Below are 22,669 nucleotides of genomic sequence, written 5' to 3'. Positions count from 1 at the left end.
AGAGGTATTCATTGTAATTCCTCTTGCACCATTCTTCCTAGAATAAAGAAGCATCGCAGTGGCCCAAGTGTGCCTGTCTGCGATGCTTCTTTCCGTTGAGTTGAGACAAGATATAGCTGTATAGACAATCAATCCGTATGTTGTTTTGGATCACGCAAGCTTGAATCGCTTAACCAGCTGATTAAGTGCATCAGACATTTCATTCAACTGCTTGGACGTGTCAGACATCTCCTGCAGAGAAGCAAGTTGTTCCTCCGTCATTGCAGATACTTCTTCCGTGGCTGAAGCCGTATCTTCCACAACAGCTGCTACTTCATTAATGGACTTCATCACGTCCTCACTTCCGGAAGTTAACTCCTCGACAACCGCAGATACCTCCAGAACTTCACCACTAAGGTTATGAATATGCTGAGTAATCGTTGAAAAGGCATTACCTGCATCCTCAATGGTTCGCAACCCATCATTCACATGTAGAGTACTCTCATCAACGACCTGAGCCGTACTTTGAACACCTGCTACCACGGTTTCCAATATACTTGTAATCTCTTTCGCGGATGTTGCACTTTGATCTGCAAGATTACGGATTTCCGAGGCAACGACAGCGAAGCCACGTCCATTTTCCCCAGCACGGGCTGCTTCGATTCCGGCGTTAAGTGCAAGCAGATTCGTTTGTCTCGCAATACCCGACATGGAGTCTGCGATGTTGATCACCTGATCAGACATCATCGAAATTTCATTAATGGCTTCCTGTACAGAGAGGAAGGATTGTTCAATGGAACTCATTTTGCCTACTGCATTATCAATGCGCTGTTGCCCATCCATGGCAATGGATTCGGTACGCACAGCACGTTCTGCAACGTCACTTGCCGAGGAGGCGACACGATTAAGCCCGGTGAGGGATTGCTGCATCGCGGCTACCATGGTTTGCGTAAGAGCAACCTGTTCATCAGCCCCTTCCGCGACACGTTCCATCGCAGTGGCAACCTCTTTTCCAGCAAGATGGCTATCGGCAACCCCTTTATCCAATCGATCCGAAGCTGTACTCAGAATCATGGCATTGCTCTGAACATCCAACATCATTTGCTGCAAACCAGCGAGCATTGTATTAGCTGCCTCTGCAAGTTCACGAGTTTCGTCTTTCATTGGCGTAGCGATTCTCAGTGTGAGGTCACCATTGGAAGAACCGATGTCATTCAATGCCTGCTTCACGGTACGGATGTTCTTAACAATGGCGCGTGAGAGGACCAATGCAGTGATGAACGAGATGATGGCCACAACGACAAGTGCCCCATATAGTTCCAGGTTCAGGAGTGCATTTTTTTGCTTCAGCGCTTCTGTACGGTTTTCGGTTAACGTATGTTCATTGGTTCGAAACGTATCGAGGGCAGTCCGAATCTGGTCCATGTCTCTTTTACCTGGATCATCTGCGAAGAAATCTCGAATGGCTTGCGTATTATTGGCTTGGCGAAGGGCAATCACGGGTTCTCCAGCGACTTGGACCCAGTTCTCCATATTGGTATGTATGTCTTCCAAAAGTGCAAGTTGATCCGGATTGTCCGAAATCAAAGCAGCAAGTTCGTCTCGGAGTGTAATGAGCTGCTCTTTTCCTCGGAGGTAGGGATCGAGGTAATTGTCCTGACCGGTGATGATGTAACCACGTTGGCCTGTTTCCATATCCACCATGTTTCTTTCGAGCTCATAGGTTAGCGCGTGTACTCTCATATCGTGATCGACCAGAAAATCCAGTTCCCGTTGAAGCTGACTTGTGCTGTTCTGAATCAGCAGGATGCAACCAGCCAGTACAGCAAGCACGAGTAAATATCCTAATCCAATCTTATAAAAAATCTTGAAGGTCTTACGCTTTTTCATGTTTGTTATTCCTCTCTATGGGGTATATGTAGTTGTCGAAAAAACTGGAAATGTGATGATTATGGGTCTTTAGATTAGGTGTCTAAAGCACTATTTTTTAGTATTATACGTAAAGAAAGTTCTTTTGTATATAGTTTGTTTAACTACAATATAAGGTTTGGTTATTTGTGTATAAGGTTTGAGGGTGACGATGTTTTACAATCGTTGGTTTACACGTGCAAACGTTATGTTTATCATGGGAAGGGAACGATTCCAATTACATATACATATCCCAATCCGAAAGGAACATTGGACATGACTAAAGAGAAGGTATTGCTCAAACCGGAAGCGATGATTTTTGACATGGATGGTACGCTATTCCAGACGGAGACCCTGTTGTTGCCGGCTTACCAGCAACTATTTGATACATTGCGTGCCGAAGGGCATTTTGAAGGAGAAACTCCACCAGAGGAACGCATGCTGGGAAGCTTGGGCATGTTGCTCGAAGATATATGGAAAGTGGTTATGCCTGAGGCATCGGAAGCGGCACATCGCCGTGCAGACGAACTGCTGCTCCAACTGGAAATTGAGGGGCTTGATCAAGGAAGTTCCCAATTGTATCCGGGTGTAAAAGAAACGCTGCAAGCACTGAAACAACAAGGTGTGCGTCTTTTTGTCGCAAGTAATGGGCTGGAGGACTATGTGAAGGGTGTGGCATTTGCACACGAGATTATGCCTTTATTCGAAGGGGTATATAGTGCTGGCCAGTACAAGACTCCCTCCAAAATTAATCTGGTGCAGATCCTGCTTGAGAAACATCGTATTCAGGACGCCTGGATGGTAGGGGATCGTTCTTCTGATGTGGAGGCTGGTAAAATGAACGGTCAGGCGGTCATCGGTTGTGCCTACGCCGGTTTCGGCCGTGATGAGGAGCTTGCGGGCTCAGATGTGCTCATCTCTGATTTTACAGAATTGTTGCGCCTGTATGATGAAGCAGAATAAGCTAATCCTCAATTGAAAATGTCAGTCATCATATGAGAGCGCCCAACCCGAGATGAATCACGGGTTGGGCGCTCTTGTATTTTTGCTACGGATCATCTCTTTTTGCGTGCTTTCTTCAATGCAGATGGTCTGTTGCTTGCAAGCCGGGTGGTTCTTATCGGTTTGGCTGGGCGACTGGGCTGATTGCGATACACCCACAAGGCGTACTCCAGCGGTTGAGTGATGGCTTTATAATAGATATCCCGCTCACCGATACGAGCGAATACTTCACGTGCCGGTTTGGGATTCACTTCAAGCAAGTAGATGCGTCCACTCCTGTCGATCGCCAAATCCAATGCCAACTCACAGAGGTCCCCATACGTATCTTCCAGAAATGAAGCAACTTCAATGCCAAACTTCTCTGCAGTTGTGTTAATCTCTGCTCGGAGGTCGTCATCATCGATCCATTGCTTCATGAGTCGGTTCATCGCGATTGCCTGACCGCCGCCATGCAGATTGGAGGTTACACTTTTTTCTGCACCCATGCGTCCGGCACATCCCGTAAGCTCCCATTGCCCTTCACCGTTCTTCTGAACGAGCATGCGGTAATCATGCACACGTCCATTCGGAAGCTGAAGCTGAATGCCTTTTTGTACAAGATACTTGTCTTTCATATTCCAGTGCTGGAGCAACGAGCCTAATCGTGATAAATGAACTTTACGTGGAGTGATGATACGACGTTTCTGATCCCGCCCCTGAACAAGCACTGTATTGGCCTCGCTACTGCCGCGTTCAATGCGCAGAATACCACGTCCGCCTGTTCCATTAATAGGTTTGAGGTAGACCAGAGAAGAAACTTTGAGCATCCGATTTACATCGGACATATCCTGAAATAGAGCGGTTTCCGGCAGGTGCTCTCGAAAGTTGGACTTTTGCAACAGGGTCTGGTGGATGGTCCATTTATTGCGTAGAGGTCTGTTGAGAAAGAGCAGATGGCCATACTTCTCACGAAAAGCAAGCAGTTGCTGAAACCTGCGGTTACGCTGTATCCGGCATCGATCGAAGATCAGGTCCGGGAATGATCGCCATTCCCTGGACCAGCCTTTTCCCTCATGATAAACCATGGCTTCAATTTGTTTGCCGCCAGGGTGCACGTCGGCTGGTGTGAACACATAGATATCGAGTCCCCGCTTGCGCCCTTCAAGAATCATTCTGCGATAGATGCTTCGTTCTTCAAGAGCGCGATGTTCATTTAAGTACAACGTCATAATGCCCAGAACAGGTGAGGACACAAGCAATCACCTTCTTTTTGCAGTATTCCTGTCGATCATCGTGTGGACTGACGGGCAAGATAAGCGCTGTAGTGAAATATACGTTCCAATGACCTCCGTCTGATCTGTGGTTCATCGAACTTCATGGGTTTGGCATTGGCTTCAAAGAACCAGAGTTCCCCCAGGTCATCAATGCCCAGATCCATGGACATTTCTCCGAGTGTGTAACCCGATCCCCGTTCTACCTGCCTTGCGATCATTAATGAAGTGGATTTCACACGTTTCATCAGGGTTGTTGTCAGTTCTTCCCCAAAAAGCTCGGTCAGGAGCTTCTCAGGGTCTTCTACGGTCCCGCCGCGTGGCACATGCGTTGTAATACTGCGGGAGCCAGCAAGTCTCGCACCTACACCGGTCACACTCCACTGACCCTTGCTGTTCTTTTGTACCAGAACACGCAGATCAAAGGGGCGTTTACGAGAGGAGGCCAGTTCTATGCCTTGTTGCATGATATAAGGCGTATGTCCGGTTTCTTTGCGAATCCGTGCCCACAACTTGGCGAGTGTAGCTGCTTTATAGGTCATGCTTTTACGTGTGGTTTGTATTTTGAGTCGATAGGGAAGCCGTTCTTTTTCCTGAAATTTAAGCATCATGATCCCTTTGCCCGCTTTGCCGCTCTCAGGCTTAAGGTATAGATAGGGATAGCTCCGTAGAACGGCACCCAGAGAAGAAGCACTTCGCATCCGACGGGTATAAGGGATCAGTTGCTGAGTTGATTTAGACTTCTTAAGCCATTCGAACAGATCCCATTTGTTGAAAAAGAACGGGTTATACAGTTCGATTCCTGATTGCATGCATTCGTCAATTTTGCGCTGAACGGAAGGTTTTCCTTCGTCTTCCCGGTTGGGAATACGATTGTACAGAACATGGGGAAGGGGGAAGGGTTGTGACACCCACTTTCCGCTTCCCTTGTTGTACGTATATCCTTTCACGGTGGGACCACCCACGTTCAGATCCCGCACAGTCACAATGTACACCACGTATCCCATGCTCTCGCCTGTCTGCAGGATATCCTGAAAATTTTGATGGTTCCCCCTGAACATACGCTGATTATCATGCATGGTCAAAACAGCAATGACAGGTTTGAAATCATCATGAAGGCTCATCAAATTTCTTCCTTCTTCCGGAACTTGCTCAAATACAGGCAGTGTTCCAGAATGTGCTCCACCGATGATTTTCCCTCCACTCGGAGTGAAGGGTGACGGAAAATGGAGCGCCCGGGTTTGGCGTTCGCTTCGAACATCCATACATGTTCCTCCTGATCAATGCCCAGATCAAAGCCAATCTCACCAATCAGATGCTGGTGCTGGGTTTCAATCGCCTGGGCCAGTGTAATAGCGACGGATTTGGCATGCTGAAGTACTTCTCCCGCACGATCGCCGAAGTTGCGACTGAGCGCCTGCTCAGGAGTCATTAGGGAGCCGCCATTCTTGATGTGTGTTGTAACACTGCCACGTCCTGCCTTTTTGGCTCCAATCCCGACAACGACCCATTGATTGTTACCGTTTTTGTGCATGTGAAAACGGAAATCAATTGGACATTCATCAATCTCAATTAGACGTATTCCCTGCTGAACAACATATCCGCGAAGTTGTTTGCCATGTCTTCCCTGAAGCATGCGCATCAGGCTGTTGAAGGACCCAAACCGAAGGAGTGCATTACCGCCTTTTTTGCGATAACGAGCGAAGTAACCACGTTTGGGCGAATAAGTCAGGCGATAGATCCCGTTCCCCAGACTTCCCGCGGTGGGCTTATAATAGACGAACTGATGGCGTTCCAACATTTCCTTCATCTGTTCAACGGACGGATTCGTAATGGATTCGGGAATATAACGACCTGCCACCGGTTCATTCTCGAGCAATGTATAGATATCCGACTTGTTGAAAAAGCTCCAGTTGAAGAACGGGATTTTCCGACGAACAAATCGTTCCCGTAGTTGGTTAATGGCAGGTGAAAAATCGGAACGACGGCTTGGTAACCGATTGTAGACAACATCGGGCAGAGGTACCGTTTTACGGGTAAAGCTCCCGTTTTCATTCAGAAAAAAACCGGATACCGTCTCATTCTGCCAATTGATATCCCGGGGAGTAAAGGCATAAATATAGGATTTTCGGCTGCCTTCACGGAGTAACTGTTTGATGAAACCCGTACGGGAACCGAATGGATTAGTGCTCGTCGCAGGCCCATCAGAGAGTACGCCGATCAGCGGACCTAACTGAACCTCATCATTTTGCAAATTCCGGAGATAAATACTACCCCGTTTGGGAACGTTCATCATATTACGGATACCTGAAGCGAGATACAGATGTTTACCTGCTTTTTTGATTGGTTTGATCGTTGCAGGTACCCGGTCACGCCCGAAGCGAAGGTTCACCGTTTTTTTGCCGGACAGATTGAGGCTCTTCATTAAAGCGTTGGATACATAAACCACTTTATCCGGTTGCTTGGTGAAATGCAGATTGCAAAAGGTCAAACTCATGATTTATCCTCCTATCCTGAAAAGATCCTTGGGCTCCATGGCAAGCAGGCACTGCGGGCCTCAGCCGCCGTGAATCGGGATGGGTTTCAGGCCAGCTTTGCTGGATGTATTCGACAATTTCATTGGACGAATGACGTCCGTGAGAACATGTTGTTGCAACAGATAACGGGCATAGGCAAGCGGCCGGGTATAAGTCAGGATATGCATGCGTCGGTCGCCCGCGTCTGCGAATGAGGTGCGGCCTGGTTTGGAGTTGACTTCAATTAGCCAGAGTTGGCCCTCTGCATCTGCTCCGAAATCAAGCCCCAATTCGGCTAACCTGCCGAAACGGCTCTCCAGCAGGGTGGGGATTAGCGTAGCAGTCTGCCGGATGTTCTTTAGCAGAGTTTCTGTACGGGTCGTTCCATATCGCTGGAGCAGATATGCATGGGCCGGAAAGGCTCTGCCCCCACCGTGAAGATTGGATGTGAGTGAACCTTCGGGTCCTTCTCGTACCATACATCCGGTAAGTGTCCAGCGACCGTGCCCATTCTTTTGCATTAGTGCCCGTATGTCGAATGCTCTTCCTTGATGGCTAAACTCCAGATATGGCTGTACGATCATCTTGCGCTCAGCCTGTTGTAATGCCAGCCAGGAAGATACAGCCTGAGTATGGTTGAATGTAAGGAAAAAGGGTTCATTGTGTTCGTTACGCCCCTCCGCGATCCATGTGGATGGAGTTAATCCCCGAGACAGGCGAAAGGTATTTTTGCCATGAGTCCCGGATATCGGTTTGAAGAATAATCCTTTGGGCCAACGGTCCAGCCACGATTCCCAAGGAATATGCGATCCGATCCGGGTGGTGGGGGCAAGTTGCGACCGCAACTCAGGATTTCGGGACAACAGACGATGTACCTCCCATTTTCCTGGAAGAGAAGCCGACCAATAACGATATTGACCTGAGTCCTTCGTTCGTATCTGTTCCTTAAGCTTCTGTCTAACGTTCCTTGGGAGAGGGCGAAGGCAACGATCCATAATAAGATCAACCGCAGGGACAGGTACCGAATTCCACTTCCCTTGATGATAGACATATCCCCATTGAAGAGGGAGATGGGCTGCATCAACCGATATTGGAATCACAATAATCTGAAGGGCGTATCGCACACTCCCCAAGCTGAGACGACGGCAGAAAAGTTCATCCGTGAAGGGAGGTGAGCCTTCAGTTGCACGCACCAGAATGGCCATTGTTTTGATCTCAGATGATGGAAACATTTCGCTGCACCTCTCCTTTGTAGAATGACTTTTTCAAAAACCCGCCAGATACGTGGAATATTCGAGCATGGCTTTGACGGATGGGCGGATCTTGCTCTCACTCAGTGGTGTATTATCATTCTTGGATGGTTTGGAGTTGACTTCGAGCAGCCATACGCGTCCAGTGGTATCAAGGGCCAGATCAATACCGAGTTCACCAAAATGAGCAGGGATGGCACTCTCGATCCCTTTGGCGATATCCAGTGCTGCGGTGTGCAATCCTGCATATGCGGAAGCTTTGGCTGATCCGGACAACTGCGTTTTGGCAACCGCCTCTTTGACGGTGCTGAGGCTCCCACCTCTTGCCAGATTGGATACATAGTGACTCCCGCCCGCAATTCGTGCAACGATGGAGGTTACACTCCATTTACCTGTACGGTTCTTTTGCACGAGCGCACGGAAATCCACGGGCCTGCCACTGTGGTCAATGAGAGTCAGCCCTTGTTGGATCTGATAACGCGTTGTTTTCATTTTCCCAGCCATACTGGCATACAGTTTATCCAGAGAAGCATACGTTTGTTTCCGGGTACCCCCAACGCCAGTCGCCAGAGTCAGGAAACTTCCGTCCGTCTGACGTGAGACCCGAATGATGCCTTTGCCCAAAGAACCGCGTACGGGCTTCAGAAATACAACCGGATGCCGGTTGCACATTGTCTTGAGCATGGTGGATGTTTTGAGCAAATGGGACTCGGGAAGAACTCGTTTAAGCGTTGAAATGGACTTGAGTGCGTCAAATACTTCGTTTTTGTCCAGAAACTTTTCATTGAAGGTTTGCGTGCCGTAGAGCGATTTTACTTCTTTCATAAAATGCTGTACGCTAGGTTTGTTCTCAAGCTTGCGGGACGTTAGCCGGTTATTGACGACGTCTGCTACAGGCAGAACAGTCTTTTTCCAGCCGTCATCATACACCCAGCCTTTCATATAACCCGTTACCGCTCCAATATCCTCCGGTGTGAAAAAGGATACATAGGCGCCTTGCTTACGGCAGGCGTTCACCAGTTCTTGACAGAACATCGTGATGGAGCCAAAGGGCCGATCGGGCTGATCGGGATAATCCTGGCTAACCAGTACACTGATGTAGGGCCCAAGGCGAAGGGTACGGCTGGCTGAACGATAGGATACCCTCAGGACCGAACGTGGAACGAGACCGGTCTTGCTGGCAACTGTCTGATTGATGCGCAGTCCATCATACCTTGGAACCGGAATGACAGTGACTTCGCGACGGAAAGAGCCAAATTGCAGCTGAAGCGGCCTTCCTGAAGGGATTTTAAGCGCCTTGAGCACCCCTTCGCCCAGCATGATGACGTCGTCCTGCAGGATGCCCGAGCCGGTAACCTGAATCGTTACTTTTTTAGTGGACATCACGGATCTCCTTCCGGGCGGCAACTTGATGTCTGATCTCGAAGTTGAACGGCATCTGAACATGGCATGTGCTTCATCATATGAGGACATATAACCCTTGGTGATTGACCCATATGGATTAAATGCATTTGATTTCGAGGCAGGATATCGACGGCCTGTTTCAGACCGCCTTTGTTTGACCGCGGAGAAAAGCGTGTATTAACACGGAAGAACAAACCAATCTGAGGAGGAATAATAGTGAACATTTATGACAAAGCCAATGATTTGGCCAAAGCACTGAGAGAAAGCAGCGAGGTGGAAGAGATTACTTCCGCGATGAAGCTGATTGAAGCTGATCCGGATGCAAAAGCAATGCTGGATAACTTTCGTGATCAACAAATGGAATTGCAACAACGTATGATGAGCGGGGATATGCCAGCTCCGGATGAGATGGAGAAAATGGAGAAACTGTTTGAAGTACTGAGTCTGAATCTGAACATCCGTCGTTTGTTTGATGCGGAGCGTCGTCTCAGTGTCATTATTGAAGACGTGAACAAAATTATTGCAGACAGCCTGGGTCATCTGTACGGTGGCGCTGAAGCGTAAAAAGGTAGTTCAAAAAGTCCACTTTTGATTACGAAGGATGAACGCGTACCAAAAGGTTGTCTTGTTTTTTTACCTGAACCTTTCATATTAGCCCCTTACCGTTCATAGACTAGAATATAGAGTCGATCACGAACGAAGGAGCTGTGAATGGTGAAGAGGTTGAAAAAAGCAAAACATGTAATCTATCTGCTTATCGCGTTGTCGATGCTGGTCATTGCACTGCCGCGGATTTCCTTTGCTGGAGGAATGGACTGGGTTAATATTTTTGGCATCGTATGGGTGCTATTCTCCTTATTAATCGTTGGTGCACACCTACATTTTATTCTCGGTGTAGATGAAGAGAAGAAACGTGCACTGGAAGCCGTTCGCCGGGCGAAGCTGCGGCAGTGGGAGATGAAACTGCTGGACAAGCAGGAGCGGAGCGAGTCTGTATAAGGTACAGTAGTAGATACAACATGAGAGACCGGAATCCCTTGACTCAAGGGGTCCGGTCTTTTTTGCTACATACAGGATTAGAGGATAATTAAGCGATTAAACTCTGAGGGGGAACCTTGCCTATGAGAATGAGATGGGAGTGGGGTTATTTTCCTGAAGGCGTGTTATAATAGGTACAGAATAGTACAGATGCATCTTCGGGGGTGGTACAGTTGGACGGACAGGAAGAGAACGTCACGAAGCATGAACAGTTACTTCAACATATTGAACAACTGAAGGTTGGCAGCAAAATATCAGTGCGTGGACTTGCACGGGAACTCGGTGTAAGTGAAGGGACAGCTTACCGTGCCGTAAAAGAGGCGGAGAACTTCGGACTGGTCGTGACCAAGGAACGAATTGGAACCGTTCGGATTGAGAAGAGACCTCGGGGCATGTCGGAACAGTTGACCTTTGCTGATGTTGTGACCATTGTAGAGGGCCATGTGCTGGGTGGTAACGAAGGTCTAGCCAAACCGCTGCACAAGTATGTGATAGGTGCGATGAAAGAACAGGCGATGGCGCGTTATATTGACGCTGGGAGTCTGTTAATTGTGGGTAACCGTGAGGATGCTCACTCGCTTGCCCTCGAACAGGGAGCGGGCGTGTTGATTACGGGTGGTTTTGGGACAAGCCGTGAAGTAAGAATTATGGCTGACGAGCTTGGGCTACCGATTATTTCATCCCGGCATGATACATTCACGGTGGCTTCCATGATTAACCGTGCGATCTTTGACCGGCTGATTAAGAAAAAAATCATGCTTGTTGAGGATATCATTGGTCAGAAACCTCGCTTGCAGGTATTGAAAGTCACGAGCTCAGCCGCAGATTTTCATATGCTGGTCTCGGAGACGGGTGAACATCGCTTTCCAGTCGTGGATGAATGGAACCGGGTCATTGGCATTGTCAGTCTGAAGGATGTCAGTGAGCTGACGGCGGATCAAAGTATTGAGAAATGTGTCGTTCGCCGCCCGATTACGGCGTCGCTGCAAACCTCTCTTGCTTCCGCTGCGCAAATTATGACCTGGGAGGGCATCGATTTTCTGCCAATCGTGGATCGCAACCGCAAACTGATTGCATCCGTCACACGCAAGGAAGTGCTTCAGGCCATGCGGGATGCACAGAAGCAGCCACAACTGGGAGAGACGTTTGATCATCTGATCTGGAACGGGTTTGCCGAGGAACGCGGTGATCAGAATGAACTGTTATTTCACGGATTCATCATTCCTCAGATGGCAACCGATCTGGGTACGATCTCCGAAGGCGTTCTGTTGAATGTGATGACACAGGCTGGCCGGCGGGCAGCGTGGGATGTTACAGGGAACGACCATGTGGTGGATAATGTCACGACTTATTTTGTTCGACCGGTACAGATTGAGGATCAGATTCTGGTTCGACCTGTAATTCTGGAAACCAGTCGTCGAACGTGCAAAATGGACATTGTGGTTACACGTGAAGGCAGTGTGGTATGCAAAGCTGTAATGACATTGCAGTCCATTGACCACGCCTAGCACGTTGTATTGCCTCAGGTATAGACAAAGAGAGTACTCCCTCATGGAGAAGCTTTGCCGGGTTGCGTTGTAGCGCATTCTGGCTTCGCTTAATGAAGGGAAGTACTCTCTTTTTTGCAGACACAATCATAGCACTTCAACAAATCATGCAGATTGTCCGGAAGTTGTACCTGATCCGTTACTGGACCGTTGTTGAATCCGCGCATAATAACTGCGGTTACGTATTCCGGCAAATACATTATACGCACCCATAATTAGAAATAGCGCTTCCACAACCACAGATAAGGTGGAACCCGTGAAGACAAACATCAGGATCAGCGCAAGAACAACAAGCATACCACCCATCCAGATATTCATCCACGAACGGTACAGACCGGCGCTGGTAGCATCCGAGCTTCTGTGTGAACGAATGCTGTTCAACGCTGCCAAAACCATGGCAACAGTAAAGATAGCGATTAGTACATATTTGAGTACATCAATGAACACAAAGACGCAGCTCCTTTTCTGGAAAGCATTTACTGCCCTTATTGTACCATGGAGAGATGCAGACAAGGGCAGTTTTTTGCTGTTACGCAGGAACATGCATGCGAATCTGTACCCAAACTTGCAGTACGCCTTCCATAACCAGCATCGTTTTGACCTGAACGGTGTATTCCTTTTCCCTGACCGAGTACACTTTCTGATTTAGCATGATTCGCGTCATTTTGCTATACTCGTCGATGTTGAATACATCTCTTCCGCGGAGCACCTCAAGTTCGTCTCCGAGCTTCTGTAACATCACTTTCAGAGAAGCCTCGTCTGGCCCCTTATCGGACTCTTCTGCACGGACCTTGATTTCCTTGATCACGGTTTGGCGTTTACTGTATTTTTTCAGCGTTTTGATATCCTCCTCATTCTGATGCAGCTGAAGCTGCAGCTCCTGATTGTTCAGCCACAACGCATTGTAACTCAGGTGAAATACCCCATTGTAGACGACGCATCCAGCGATCATTCCCAGAACAAATACAGCAGTCATTCGCATCAGCGGGCGGTAACGGGAGAATGGCGGAACTCTCATGAACGCTGTTCCTGTCTCATATTAGCTCCGGCCTCCGCCGCACACCCACTTTACCAGTTCTGTTCCCATATGTGCGCCCATAAAAGCAGAGATCAGATACAGAATTTGTTTGACCGCTGGAGACAGGTTACCATCCAGGAAATTGCTCTCGATGACACGCATGGGATCAATGGTGCCACCCACAGCAGCTGCGAGTGCCCATATCTTTATTTTCCCAGAAATATCGAGCATCGTCTGTGTTGGAGGCTGGAGAGAAATCACCGCTCCAATACCTCCGATCATCGCGCCACCCAGCACGATTCCAAACGCAATAAAGAAATCAAGAATGGCTTTGGACAAAAATGTGCTCACTGGCAACACCCCTTTCAGACCTAGCAGCACACCTCCTGTCTTCGGTCTGTCACAGGGGGAGCGGCTTGTACTTCTATTGTATGGGCGTGCCCCCGAACGTTATGATAAAATAGAATAATAAAGTCTCCTTTTAAGAGGTAGTCACGATTTTTTAAGGTGATTCCATTTTTTATTTATTTAATTCATATATATGAGAAAGATAGAGCGGCAAACGGATCAGAAGATCCGATGCTGTGACTATCTGCGGCGAAAGGAAGAAAAAAACATGAGTTCTTTTGTGCATTTGCACGTTCACAGCGAATACAGTTTGCTGGACGGCGCTGCGCGTATTCCGGATCTCGTGAATAAGGCTGCAGATCTCGGAATGACAACACTGGCGCTAACCGACCATGGCGTAATGTATGGTGCAATTCCTTTTTATAAAGCATGTATTGAACGGGGGATCAAGCCGATTATCGGTTGCGAGGCATACATGACAGCTGGGTCCCGCAAAGAGCGGGGAAGCCGTAAGGATCAGCCGATTCATCATTTGATTTTGCTGGCCAAAAACATGACGGGATACCGTAATCTCATGAAATTGTGCTCGATTGGACATCTCGAAGGTTTTCATTACAAACCACGTATCGATATGGAAAGTCTGGCTGCCCATCATGAGGGAATTATCTGTCTTAGCGCTTGTCTGGGGGGCGAGGTTCCTCAGCACTTATTGCATGGTCGAGAGGAAGAAGCGCGGCGTGCGGCGTTGCGTTATAAAAATATCTTTGGTGAAGACTTCTATCTGGAGCTTCAGGATCATGGGCTTTCCGAGCAAAAAAGGGTGAATCCCCAGTTGATCAAACTGGCGGCTGAACTGGAAATTCCGCTTGTAGCGACGAATGATGCCCACTATCTTTCGGAAGAAGATGCGGAGCTTCAGGATGTACTGATCTGTATCGGAACGGGCAAGACCGTGGATGATGAGAATCGGCTCCGCATTGGAACGAATCAGCTCTATCTGAAAAGTGAAGAAGAGATGGCCCGGTTGTTTCCTCATGTACCGGAAGCTCTGGCGAATACCGTCCGCATTGCGGAATCCTGTGAGTTGAAGCTGGAGTTCGGCAAATCGATTTTGCCGGAATACAGACCACTTCCCGATGGACTCAGCCCTTCGGCGTATCTGCGTCAATTGTGCGAAGAAGGCATGGAGGAGCGTTACGCGCAGTCCACACGCTGGACAGACGAGGAGCTTCGATCCGAACTTGAACAACGGCTGGCCTATGAACTTGGTGTGATCGACAGTATGGGGTTCTCGGATTATTTTTTGATTGTCTGGGACTTTATCGCCTATGCGCATAAACAAGGCATTGTTACTGGCCCAGGCCGGGGCTCCTCGGCAGGAAGTCTGGTAGCCTACACGTTGCACATCACGGATGTTGATCCGATGAAATACAACCTGCTCTTCGAACGTTTTTTGAATCCCGAGCGGATCTCCATGCCGGATATTGATATTGACTTCAGCGATGAACGGCGGGATGAGGTCATTGATTATGTCGCGCATAAATATGGCAAAGCCCATGTCGCCCAGATTATTACCTTTGGAACGATGGCTGCCCGTGCTGCTGTACGTGATGTGGGACGAGCACTGAATGTGCCTTATGGCGAAGTAGACAAGGCTGCGAAGTTGATTCCGGCGCAACTCGGCATTAACATCGAGCGGGCCATGGAAGCGACACCTGAGCTGAAGGCGCTGTATGAAACCAAGCCGAAAACCCGTGAACTGCTGGATATGGCGATGAAGGTCGAAGGTATGCCACGTCATGCTTCCACGCATGCAGCGGGGGTGGTCATCTCCCGTGATCCGCTGACCGATGCGGTGCCGCTTCAGGAGGGCAGTGAAGGGACCGCGTTGACCCAGTATTCCATGGAAAACCTGGAGTCAATTGGGTTGCTTAAGATGGACTTTCTCGGTCTGCGTACCCTTTCAATCATTGAGCGGTGTGTACGCTGGATTGGGGAACATGGAGAAATTCCGGACTTCCGTCTTATTCCCGATGATGATGCTTTGACCTACGAGATGCTCGGCCGTGGTGACACGATGGGCATATTCCAACTGGAATCTGCCGGTGTACGCCGTGTGCTGAAAGATCTGAAGCCAAGTAGTTTTGAAGATGTGATCTCGGTACTTGCCTTGTATCGTCCGGGTCCGATGGAGTTCATATCCAAATACATTCAGGGTAAGCATGGACAGATCGAAGTGGATTACCCGCACGTGGATCTGGAGCCTATTCTGAAAGATACGTACGGCATCATCGTGTATCAGGAGCAGATCATGCAGATTGCCTCCCGGATGGCGGGTTTCTCGCTGGGTGAAGCAGATTTGCTTCGCAGAGCGGTCTCCAAGAAGAAACGGGAAGTGCTGGATCTGGAGCGTGGTCACTTTGTACAAGGTAGTCTGAAGCAAGGGTATAGCGAAGAAGAAGCTGACCTTGTTTATGACATGATCGTTAAGTTTGCGAACTATGGCTTCCCGCGTGCTCACGCCGCAGCTTATGGTGTGCTTGCATTCCAGACGGCTTATCTAAAGGCGCATTATCCTGTGCATTTTATGGCATCCATGCTGACAGCCGTGATGGGCAGTCATCGGAAAGTGGCAGAGTACGTGGTGGAATGTCGGCGTATGGATATGGAGGTGCTTCCGCCGGATGTGAATGAGAGCGGTATTTTGTTTACGCCTGTATTTATACCATCCGGTAGCGCAGGCACCGGGGATCAGAGCATTGTATCGCAGCAGACTGCGGGAGCCGATGCAGAGAGTGACACCGGAAGCGTGGCCGAAGAACATACCACGAACGGTAACGGAAGTTCCTTCAGAGAAGAACATGTTCGTGAGCATGAGGAGCATTCGGGACAAGCTGAATATGGTGAAGCACCTTTGCCGGATGATCCGGGTCCTGGCTCCGAAGAGGACAGTGGTGGATATGAGTGGCAGGCATCGACAGCCATGCCTGAAGCAACCTACAACCAGAAGGAACCGGAATTGGTGAAGGCTACCTCAAAGGGTGCAATTCGCTTCGGTCTGGCTGCTGTGAAAAATGTCGGTACCCAAGCCATGGAAAGCATTATGATCGTAAGGCAGGAGAGACCGTTCGACAGTCTGCTCGATTTTTGTCGTCGTGTGGATCTGCGTGTATGTAACAAACGTGTGATTGAATCGCTGATCCAGGCCGGAGCTTTTGACACATTACCCGGACACCGGGCCCAATTGCTGGCGATGCTAGATGAGACCGTTGAAGCCGCGTTGAAATGGCGCAAAGAACGTGAGGATCTGCAGATTCAATTGTTCGACTTTGTGGAGACGCCAAACTGGGAGATTGAATACCCGGAAATTCCTCCTTATTCCTCTGGGCAGCAACTGGAGCTAGAGCGTGAGTTGTTAGGCTTGTATCTCTCCGGGCATCCGCTGGATGACTATGAAGATGTGCTTGAATCGAGTGGGGCTGACCGGATCATGGAGCTGACCGAGGCGGCAGACGACACAATGGCCGTCGTCGCGGGTATGGTAGTGTCTGTGAAGTCAATTACGACGAAACAGGGCAAGGCCATGGCGTTCATGGAGCTGGAAGACCAGATCGAACGCTGCGAAGTGGTTCTCTTTCCCGAGGTATGGCGGCGTAGCCAGCAGCATGTCGGGAAAGGTGAATTGCTCGTCGTGCGTGCCAAAGTGCAGCAGCAGGACGAAGGGTTCAAGCTGCTGGCTGAGGAAGTGGTGCCGTTGTCACAGGCGGCACTGGAGCAGCAGCTGCGCAGCCGTGACCGGCGCGGCAAGCCCGGCAGCGGCAGCTCTTCGCGCCCGGCGCCGTCGGCTTCGCCGCGGCGGCCAGCGGGCGCAGGAGCCGAAGCGCAGCGCAGCAGCGCAGGCGGGGATGCTTCCGCTGCGCGTAGCAGCGGGAGCCAAGGCTCGGCAGCGACGCGCAGCGATGCGGCGGGTATGGGCGCAGCCACGGCTGCGGCTTCCCGGCCTGGCGGTGCCGCTGAAGCGTCCGGCAGCCAGGCGCAGAGCCGCGAACCGCGGGCGGTGGAGCAGCGGGTGTTCGTGAAGATTGGCCCGCATGCGGAGAAGCCTGAGCTTCTGGCACGTCTGAAGCAGCTGCTTCAGGAGCACCCTGGACCTGTTGCGACGGTGCTCTTCTATGAGCAGCAACAGAAGCTGCTTGCACTGAGTGATGCCTACCGAATTAAACCATCACCAGCCCTGTTCTCCGACATGGAGAAGATGCTGGGTGAAGGGACGGTCAAAATTAAATAAGCGGTTATCTCGTTAGTGATCGTTTTTATTCCAACAATATGAAACCTGTTTAGCTAAATGCTGAACAGGTTTTTTGTGATCGTTGTATCGCGGTCCTGATTTCACCATCCGCACATTTTATGAACATTTTAACAGGTTACTGCATACACTTGAGAACACCGAAGGACCGAGTGGTCCTCGGGGTATTGATGCGGGAGGTCGAGATATGTCATATGAAATCGTAGAAGCCATGCTGGCCCGGCGCGGGGTACAGATTGATGCAATCGCCGCAATTGTATACCGTCTGCAAAAAGGGTACCACCCCGAACTGACCTTGGACGACTGTGTTACCAGCGTGAAATCCGTTCTGCAGAAACGAGAGGTGCAATATACACTTTATACAGGTATTGCTCTCGACGAACTTGCGGAGAAGCGACTCTTGCCCCAACCGTTACAAGCTATTATGGAAGCGGATGAATCCCTGTATGGAGTGGACGAGACTCTGGCCCTCGGCATTACTCATGTGTATGGTATGATTGGTTTAACCAGCTTTGGTTATCTGGATAAAGAAAAAATAGGTGTCATTCATGATTTGAATGAACATGCAACAGCCATTCATGTCTTTTTGGATGACCTGGTTGCAGGGGTGGCCGCTGCAGCTTCTGCCCGGATTGCACACAAAAATATTAAAGCCAAAAAATACCCCTCAGACCTTTAACCCCCTGTATTTCCATGCCTGCATGCCGTGATCAATCTTATGACTCATATGAAGGTCTCCAAGGGCGGCTGACGCTGCCCTGATACGTTTAGAGCTGCTTATGGAAGAAGTATCAATAAGAAGATTTCGTCAACCATATGAGTTATTTGTGGGGGACTAATGTCCCTCATGATCCCAAATTCTCCCCCAAGGTCCCGAACCCTTTCTTGCAGAAAAAAAGTGAGGTATGTTATCATTAGTCCAATATACGGGCTCTGAACATTAGCTTAGGGGGCGGACAAGGCATGTGGACGGTGATTTACATTGCGCCGACAGCAAAGGTTGCGGACAAGATTAAGACCAGGCTTTCGGAAGAAGGTTTTCTGGTACAGACCCGTCCCATCAGTTTATCCAAGCAGCAATTTGAGATTCGCGTCCCTTCTGGGGAATTGGAAGAGGTCCAGGAAGTGTTGAATTCCATTCTGCATTCCTGATTCGTTCGACATCGACGTGCCTTGGCAGAGGAAGAAGTACCATCGGTACATAAGGGACTAACCGCGTAAGCGGAGAGAGGAATCGACTTGCATGTATTGTATGCTGCTGTCCTTCCTTCTTTTTTTGTTAGGACTAGGACCGACCTGGTTGCTCCCGGAGACCCTACCTAGATAGATTCAAAACATCGGCGCAACAATCTTTCGGTTATTGCAGGTAATATCAATCGTGCTGACAGAAGCCGCTGATCCTTGCCCTGTACCGGCGGATTTTTTTGTTGTGAATGCTGGACAAGGCCCATGGCAGCGTGTGGGTCGTAAGCGGTTTACCGTAGCACGCGGATGAAGCTGTCACAAGCAGCGCACTGCAGGTTGCGGCCATCAAATCAACGGCTGGAGAGGTGTAGTTGTGTTCAAAGATATATTCCAGAAGAAACGGAAGTACGCTACCATACCTTCCGAGCGTGCACTTCCCGGCGAAGGCCAGGAAGTCCTAGAACGCCCAAAACGTGAAATACCTGAAGGGCTTATGAACAAGTGCAGCAAATGCGGCACCATTCAATATAGCAAGGAATTGGAGAAAAATCTGAAAGTATGTCCTGCCTGTGGTTACCATATGCGTCTTAACGCTATGGAGCGCATTGCTATGGTACTTGATGATCAAGGGTTTGTTGAGTTTGACGCTGATATGATATCAGTTGATCCGCTTGGCTTTCCTGGATATAGCAACAAATTGGAACAACAACGTCTGAAATCGGGCCTGAAGGAAGCGGTAATTACAGGGGAAGGTACCATTGAGGGCCTGCCTGTAGTTGTGGCTGTCATGAGCTTTGATTTCTTCACAGGCAGCATGGGTTCGGTTGTAGGGGAGAAAATTACCCGTGCCATTGAGCATGCAACAGAGAAGCGCTTGCCAATGATCATTTTCTCCACATCAGGTGGTGCCCGGATGCAGGAGAGTATTCTCAGCCTCATGCAAATGGCCAAAACAAGCGCAGCTTTATCCCGTTTGGATGAACAGGGTGGGCTGTACATTTCGGTCATCACGGACCCGACGACAGGTGGAGTCTCGGCAAGTTTTGCGAGTCTGGGCGATATTAATATTGCCGAACCTGGCGCTGTGTTTGGTTTTGCCGGCAGAATCGTTATTGAACAGACCATCCGTCAGAAGTTACCTGATGATTTCCAGACGGCTGAATTTAATATGCAGCACGGTCAGCTGGACATGGTTGTGCACCGGAAAGAACTTCGGGCCACTCTTGGCAAGCTTCTGGATATGCATAGTGAAAAAGGAGGGGTCTAAATGGCGGGTGAGTTGCCATATGAAGCGCCTCTGGTTGAGATGCGCAAAAAGATTGATGAACTCGTACAGTTTGGACAGGAAAAAGGGATTGACTTTACGGACGAGATTGCCCGCCTGGAAGAACGTTACCATAGACTTGAAGAAGAGATTTACACTGGCATAACGGCAGCACAGAAAATGCATCTGGCCCGGCACCAGCAACGCCCAACGGCGCTAGATCTGATTCAATTGATATTTACGGACTTCATTGAGCTGCACGGTGATCGCATGTTCGGAGACGATCTTGCGGTTGTTGGCGGGCTTGCCAAGTTGAATGGAAAGACAGTAACGGTAATCGGACAACAGCGGGGGAAAGATACGAAGGATAACATCGCCCGCTTTTTCGGCAGCGCTCATCCGGAAGGTTTCCGAAAAGGACTTCGTCTGATGAAACAAGCGAACAAATTTGGCCGTCCTATTATTACGTTTATTGATACTAAAGGTGCGTATCCGGGTAATACTGCAGAAGAGAGAGGTCAATCGGAAGCTATTGCTCGCAACCTGATGGAAATGGCGAAGCTTTCGGTTCCTGTTATAGTTGTGGTCATCGGCGAAGGTGGAAGCGGCGGTGCTCTCGCTATGGCTGTGGGTAATCGTGTGTTGATGCTGGAACATGCAATCTATTCTGCGATCTCTCCGAACGGGGCTGCTTCGATTCTCTGGAAGGATGCATCCAAGGCAGATCAAGCGGCTGAAGCGATGAAAATAACAGCCAAGGACCTTCTGGAGATGGAAGTTATTGAAGAGATCGTGCCTGAGCCACGCGGCGGTGCTCATCGGGATTATGAAGCGTCTGCTGCTTTCATCAGTGAAGCTTTGATCCGTCATCTCGACGAGATGAAGGGTTGGAGCGGGGATCAGCTGAAACAGGATCGGTATGAGAAATTCCGTAAAATTGGATCGGTCACGTTTGAACCTCAAGCATCCATTGAAGCTCCTCAAGAGCTTGTAGAAGTAGATGCTGCGAGTAATTTGTCGGGAAATGTTGAATAGTGTGACGAATTTCCTATACAAATGAGCAAAAGTATAGTAAATTTAATAGTTGGAAAAAGAAAAATAGATAAAGAGTAATACCTTTAAAATCGGAGGAAACCCAAAATGCGTAAAACGAAAATTGTATGTACCATTGGTCCATCCAGTGAATCTCTGGAGAACACCAAAAAATTGATTATGGCCGGTATGAATGTGGCCCGTCTGAACTTCTCCCACGGTGATTTCGATGAGCACGGCGGACGGATCATTGCGATTCGCCAAGCATGCGAAGAGTTGAACAAAACAGTAGCGATCTTGCTGGACACCAAAGGACCGGAAATTCGGACAGGTAAACTCGAAGTAGAACCGATCGAATTGGTTCAAGACGAGTACATCACTTTGACAACAGAAGAAATTCTTGGAACCAAAGAACGTCTTTCCATTACGTATACAGATCTTCCGAATGATGTTGAACCGGGATCTACAATTCTGATCGACGACGGTCTGATCGGACTGACTGTGGTGGAAGTGCAAGGCACCGAGATCAAATGCCGTATCGTTAACGGCGGATCGATCAAAAGCAAAAAAGGTGTTAACGTTCCGGGCGTTGCCATTTCTCTGCCGGGTATCACCGAAAAAGACGCTAACGATATCGTATTTGGTATTGAGCAAGGTGTTGATTTCATCGCGGCTTCTTTTGTACGTAAAGCGAGTGACGTACTTGAGATTCGTGAATTGCTTGAAAAACACAATGCTGGACATATCCAAATCATCTCCAAAATTGAAAACCAACAAGGTGTCGATAACCTCGATGAGATCCTTGAAGTATCTGACGGCCTGATGGTTGCTCGTGGAGACCTGGGTGTTGAGATTCCTGCGGAAGAAGTACCATTGGTACAAAAACGCATGATCGAAAAATGTAATGTTGCAGGTAAACCGGTAATCACAGCTACACAAATGTTGGATTCCATGCAGCGTAACCCACGTCCAACACGTGCTGAAGCGAGTGACGTGGCGAATGCGATCTTCGATGGCACGGACGCAATCATGTTGTCTGGTGAGACAGCTGCGGGTAAATACCCGGTTGAATCCGTTCTGACCATGTCCCGTATTGCTGAAAAAGCAGAATCTGCTCTGCCTTACCAAGAGCTGTATCTGAAGCAACGTGTTGCTCAACAAACAACTGTTACGGAAGCAATCAGTCAATCAGTTGCCCTTTCAGCTCAAGATTTGAACGCAAAAGCGATCATCACTTCAACTGAATCAGGACACACTGCACGCATGATTTCCAAGTATCGTCCAGAATCTCCAATCATCGCTGTAACTACGGAAGACAGAACTTCCCGTCGTTTGGCTCTGGCTTGGGGTGTAACTCCTGTCAAAGGAAGACTGGTTGATTCCACGGATGCTTTGTTCGAAAATGCAATTGAAGGCGGCGTAAAATCCGGACTGGTTAAAGAAGGAGACCTGGTTGTGATTACAGCAGGTGTACCTTTGGGTCGTTCCGGTTCTACCAACCTGATTAAAGTAAGCCAAATTCCAAACAACGCTTAATAGCGTATTGGATGGAGAAGCAACAGGAAAGAAGCAATGGGGCGTTATTGTCCCGTTGCTTTTTTTTCCATCTTATTGACACTTTG

General features: G+C 49.0%; 19 protein-coding genes. 10 read left to right on the top strand and 9 right to left on the bottom strand.

Features of this window, described 5'->3' with window-relative positions; genetic code table 11:
• Positions 1–150 precede the first annotated feature (150 nt).
• Positions 151–1,869: a methyl-accepting chemotaxis protein gene (locus ACX9NY_RS14045; RefSeq protein WP_472478953.1), complete on the bottom strand. Its 1,719-nt coding sequence runs from the start codon at positions 1,867–1,869 to the stop codon at positions 151–153.
• Positions 1,870–2,163: 294 nt separating this feature from the next.
• On the opposite strand from ACX9NY_RS14045, the gene ACX9NY_RS14040 reads away from it, so the two are divergent.
• Complete coding sequence (locus tag ACX9NY_RS14040) at positions 2,164–2,850, top strand: HAD family hydrolase (RefSeq protein WP_339260119.1); 687 nt, start codon at positions 2,164–2,166, stop codon at positions 2,848–2,850.
• A 92-nt stretch (positions 2,851–2,942) separates the two neighbouring features.
• Here ACX9NY_RS14040 and ACX9NY_RS14035 read toward each other — a convergent pair whose 3' ends face one another.
• Genes ACX9NY_RS14035 through ACX9NY_RS14015 form a run of 5 tightly spaced genes read right to left on the bottom strand, consistent with a single transcriptional unit; the run spans position 2,943 to position 9,288 of the window.
• Positions 2,943–4,121, bottom strand: coding sequence for a YheC/YheD family endospore coat-associated protein (locus ACX9NY_RS14035; RefSeq protein WP_339240980.1), 1,179 nt, complete (start codon positions 4,119–4,121; stop codon positions 2,943–2,945).
• A 35-nt stretch (positions 4,122–4,156) separates the two neighbouring features.
• Positions 4,157–5,263 carry a YheC/YheD family endospore coat-associated protein gene (locus ACX9NY_RS14030; RefSeq protein WP_339240982.1) on the bottom strand — a complete coding sequence of 369 codons (1,107 nt, stop codon included), beginning with the start codon at positions 5,261–5,263 and terminating at the stop codon, positions 4,157–4,159.
• Positions 5,263–6,636, bottom strand: coding sequence for a YheC/YheD family endospore coat-associated protein (locus ACX9NY_RS14025; protein WP_339240983.1), 1,374 nt, complete (start codon positions 6,634–6,636; stop codon positions 5,263–5,265). Before ACX9NY_RS14025 ends, ACX9NY_RS14030 begins: the two co-directional genes overlap by 1 nt.
• Positions 6,637–6,696: 60 nt before the next feature.
• A complete protein-coding gene (locus tag ACX9NY_RS14020; protein ID WP_472478949.1) occupies positions 6,697–7,887 on the bottom strand; it encodes a YheC/YheD family endospore coat-associated protein in 1,191 nt (396 codons plus the stop codon).
• Positions 7,888–7,920: 33 nt separating this feature from the next.
• Positions 7,921–9,288 carry a YheC/YheD family endospore coat-associated protein gene (locus ACX9NY_RS14015; protein ID WP_472478947.1) on the bottom strand — a complete coding sequence of 456 codons (1,368 nt, stop codon included), beginning with the start codon at positions 9,286–9,288 and terminating at the stop codon, positions 7,921–7,923.
• Between the two features lie 237 nt (positions 9,289–9,525).
• Here ACX9NY_RS14015 and ACX9NY_RS14010 point away from each other — a divergent pair, with 237 nt between their 5' ends.
• The 3 genes from ACX9NY_RS14010 (at position 9,526) to ACX9NY_RS14000 (ending at position 11,855) form a co-directional block, all read left to right on the top strand.
• Positions 9,526–9,873: a YlbF/YmcA family competence regulator gene (locus ACX9NY_RS14010; protein ID WP_036609862.1), complete on the top strand. Its 348-nt coding sequence runs from the start codon at positions 9,526–9,528 to the stop codon at positions 9,871–9,873.
• A 150-nt stretch (positions 9,874–10,023) separates the two neighbouring features.
• Complete coding sequence (locus tag ACX9NY_RS14005) at positions 10,024–10,308, top strand: hypothetical protein (protein WP_085981456.1); 285 nt, start codon at positions 10,024–10,026, stop codon at positions 10,306–10,308.
• Between the two features lie 212 nt (positions 10,309–10,520).
• Positions 10,521–11,855: a DRTGG domain-containing protein gene (locus tag ACX9NY_RS14000; RefSeq protein ID WP_253433039.1), complete on the top strand. Its 1,335-nt coding sequence runs from the start codon at positions 10,521–10,523 to the stop codon at positions 11,853–11,855.
• A 144-nt stretch (positions 11,856–11,999) separates the two neighbouring features.
• Here ACX9NY_RS14000 and ACX9NY_RS13995 read toward each other — a convergent pair whose 3' ends face one another.
• From ACX9NY_RS13995 to ACX9NY_RS13985, 3 genes are all read right to left on the bottom strand, one after another.
• Entirely contained in the window at positions 12,000–12,341 is a 342-nt protein-coding gene (locus ACX9NY_RS13995; protein ID WP_342572449.1) for a YtpI family protein, read from the bottom strand.
• Positions 12,342–12,423: 82 nt separating this feature from the next.
• Positions 12,424–12,912, bottom strand: a complete 489-nt coding sequence (locus ACX9NY_RS13990; RefSeq protein WP_036609856.1) for a sporulation membrane protein YtrI — start codon at positions 12,910–12,912, stop codon at positions 12,424–12,426.
• 21 nt (positions 12,913–12,933) lie between these two features.
• Positions 12,934–13,263 carry a YtrH family sporulation protein gene (locus ACX9NY_RS13985; protein WP_026081169.1) on the bottom strand — a complete coding sequence of 110 codons (330 nt, stop codon included), beginning with the start codon at positions 13,261–13,263 and terminating at the stop codon, positions 12,934–12,936.
• A gap of 265 nt (positions 13,264–13,528) precedes the next feature.
• Here ACX9NY_RS13985 and ACX9NY_RS13980 point away from each other — a divergent pair, with 265 nt between their 5' ends.
• The 6 genes from ACX9NY_RS13980 to pyk all read left to right on the top strand — a co-directional run bounded on the left by ACX9NY_RS13980 (position 13,529) and on the right by pyk (position 22,583).
• Complete coding sequence (locus ACX9NY_RS13980) at positions 13,529–17,548, top strand: DNA polymerase III subunit alpha (protein ID WP_472478944.1); 4,020 nt, start codon at positions 13,529–13,531, stop codon at positions 17,546–17,548.
• A 205-nt stretch (positions 17,549–17,753) separates the two neighbouring features.
• A complete protein-coding gene (locus tag ACX9NY_RS13975; RefSeq protein WP_339240994.1) occupies positions 17,754–18,245 on the top strand; it encodes a phosphatidylglycerophosphatase A family protein in 492 nt (163 codons plus the stop codon).
• A 284-nt stretch (positions 18,246–18,529) separates the two neighbouring features.
• A complete protein-coding gene (locus tag ACX9NY_RS13970; RefSeq protein ID WP_339240996.1) occupies positions 18,530–18,718 on the top strand; it encodes a glutamate decarboxylase in 189 nt (62 codons plus the stop codon).
• 406 nt (positions 18,719–19,124) lie between these two features.
• Positions 19,125–20,018 (top strand): acetyl-CoA carboxylase, carboxyltransferase subunit beta, encoded by an 894-nt coding sequence (gene accD, locus ACX9NY_RS13965; RefSeq protein ID WP_339240998.1) that lies wholly within the window; start codon positions 19,125–19,127, stop codon positions 20,016–20,018.
• Positions 20,019–21,050, top strand: a complete 1,032-nt coding sequence (locus ACX9NY_RS13960) for an acetyl-CoA carboxylase carboxyltransferase subunit alpha (RefSeq protein ID WP_339241000.1) — start codon at positions 20,019–20,021, stop codon at positions 21,048–21,050.
• Between the two features lie 105 nt (positions 21,051–21,155).
• Positions 21,156–22,583: a pyruvate kinase gene (gene pyk / locus ACX9NY_RS13955; RefSeq protein ID WP_062833547.1), complete on the top strand. Its 1,428-nt coding sequence runs from the start codon at positions 21,156–21,158 to the stop codon at positions 22,581–22,583.
• The last annotated feature ends 86 nt before the right edge of the window (positions 22,584–22,669 follow it).

Source organism: Paenibacillus sp. CB74, assembly GCF_055687625.1.
This window is presented reverse-complemented; position numbering and strand designations above follow the sequence as displayed.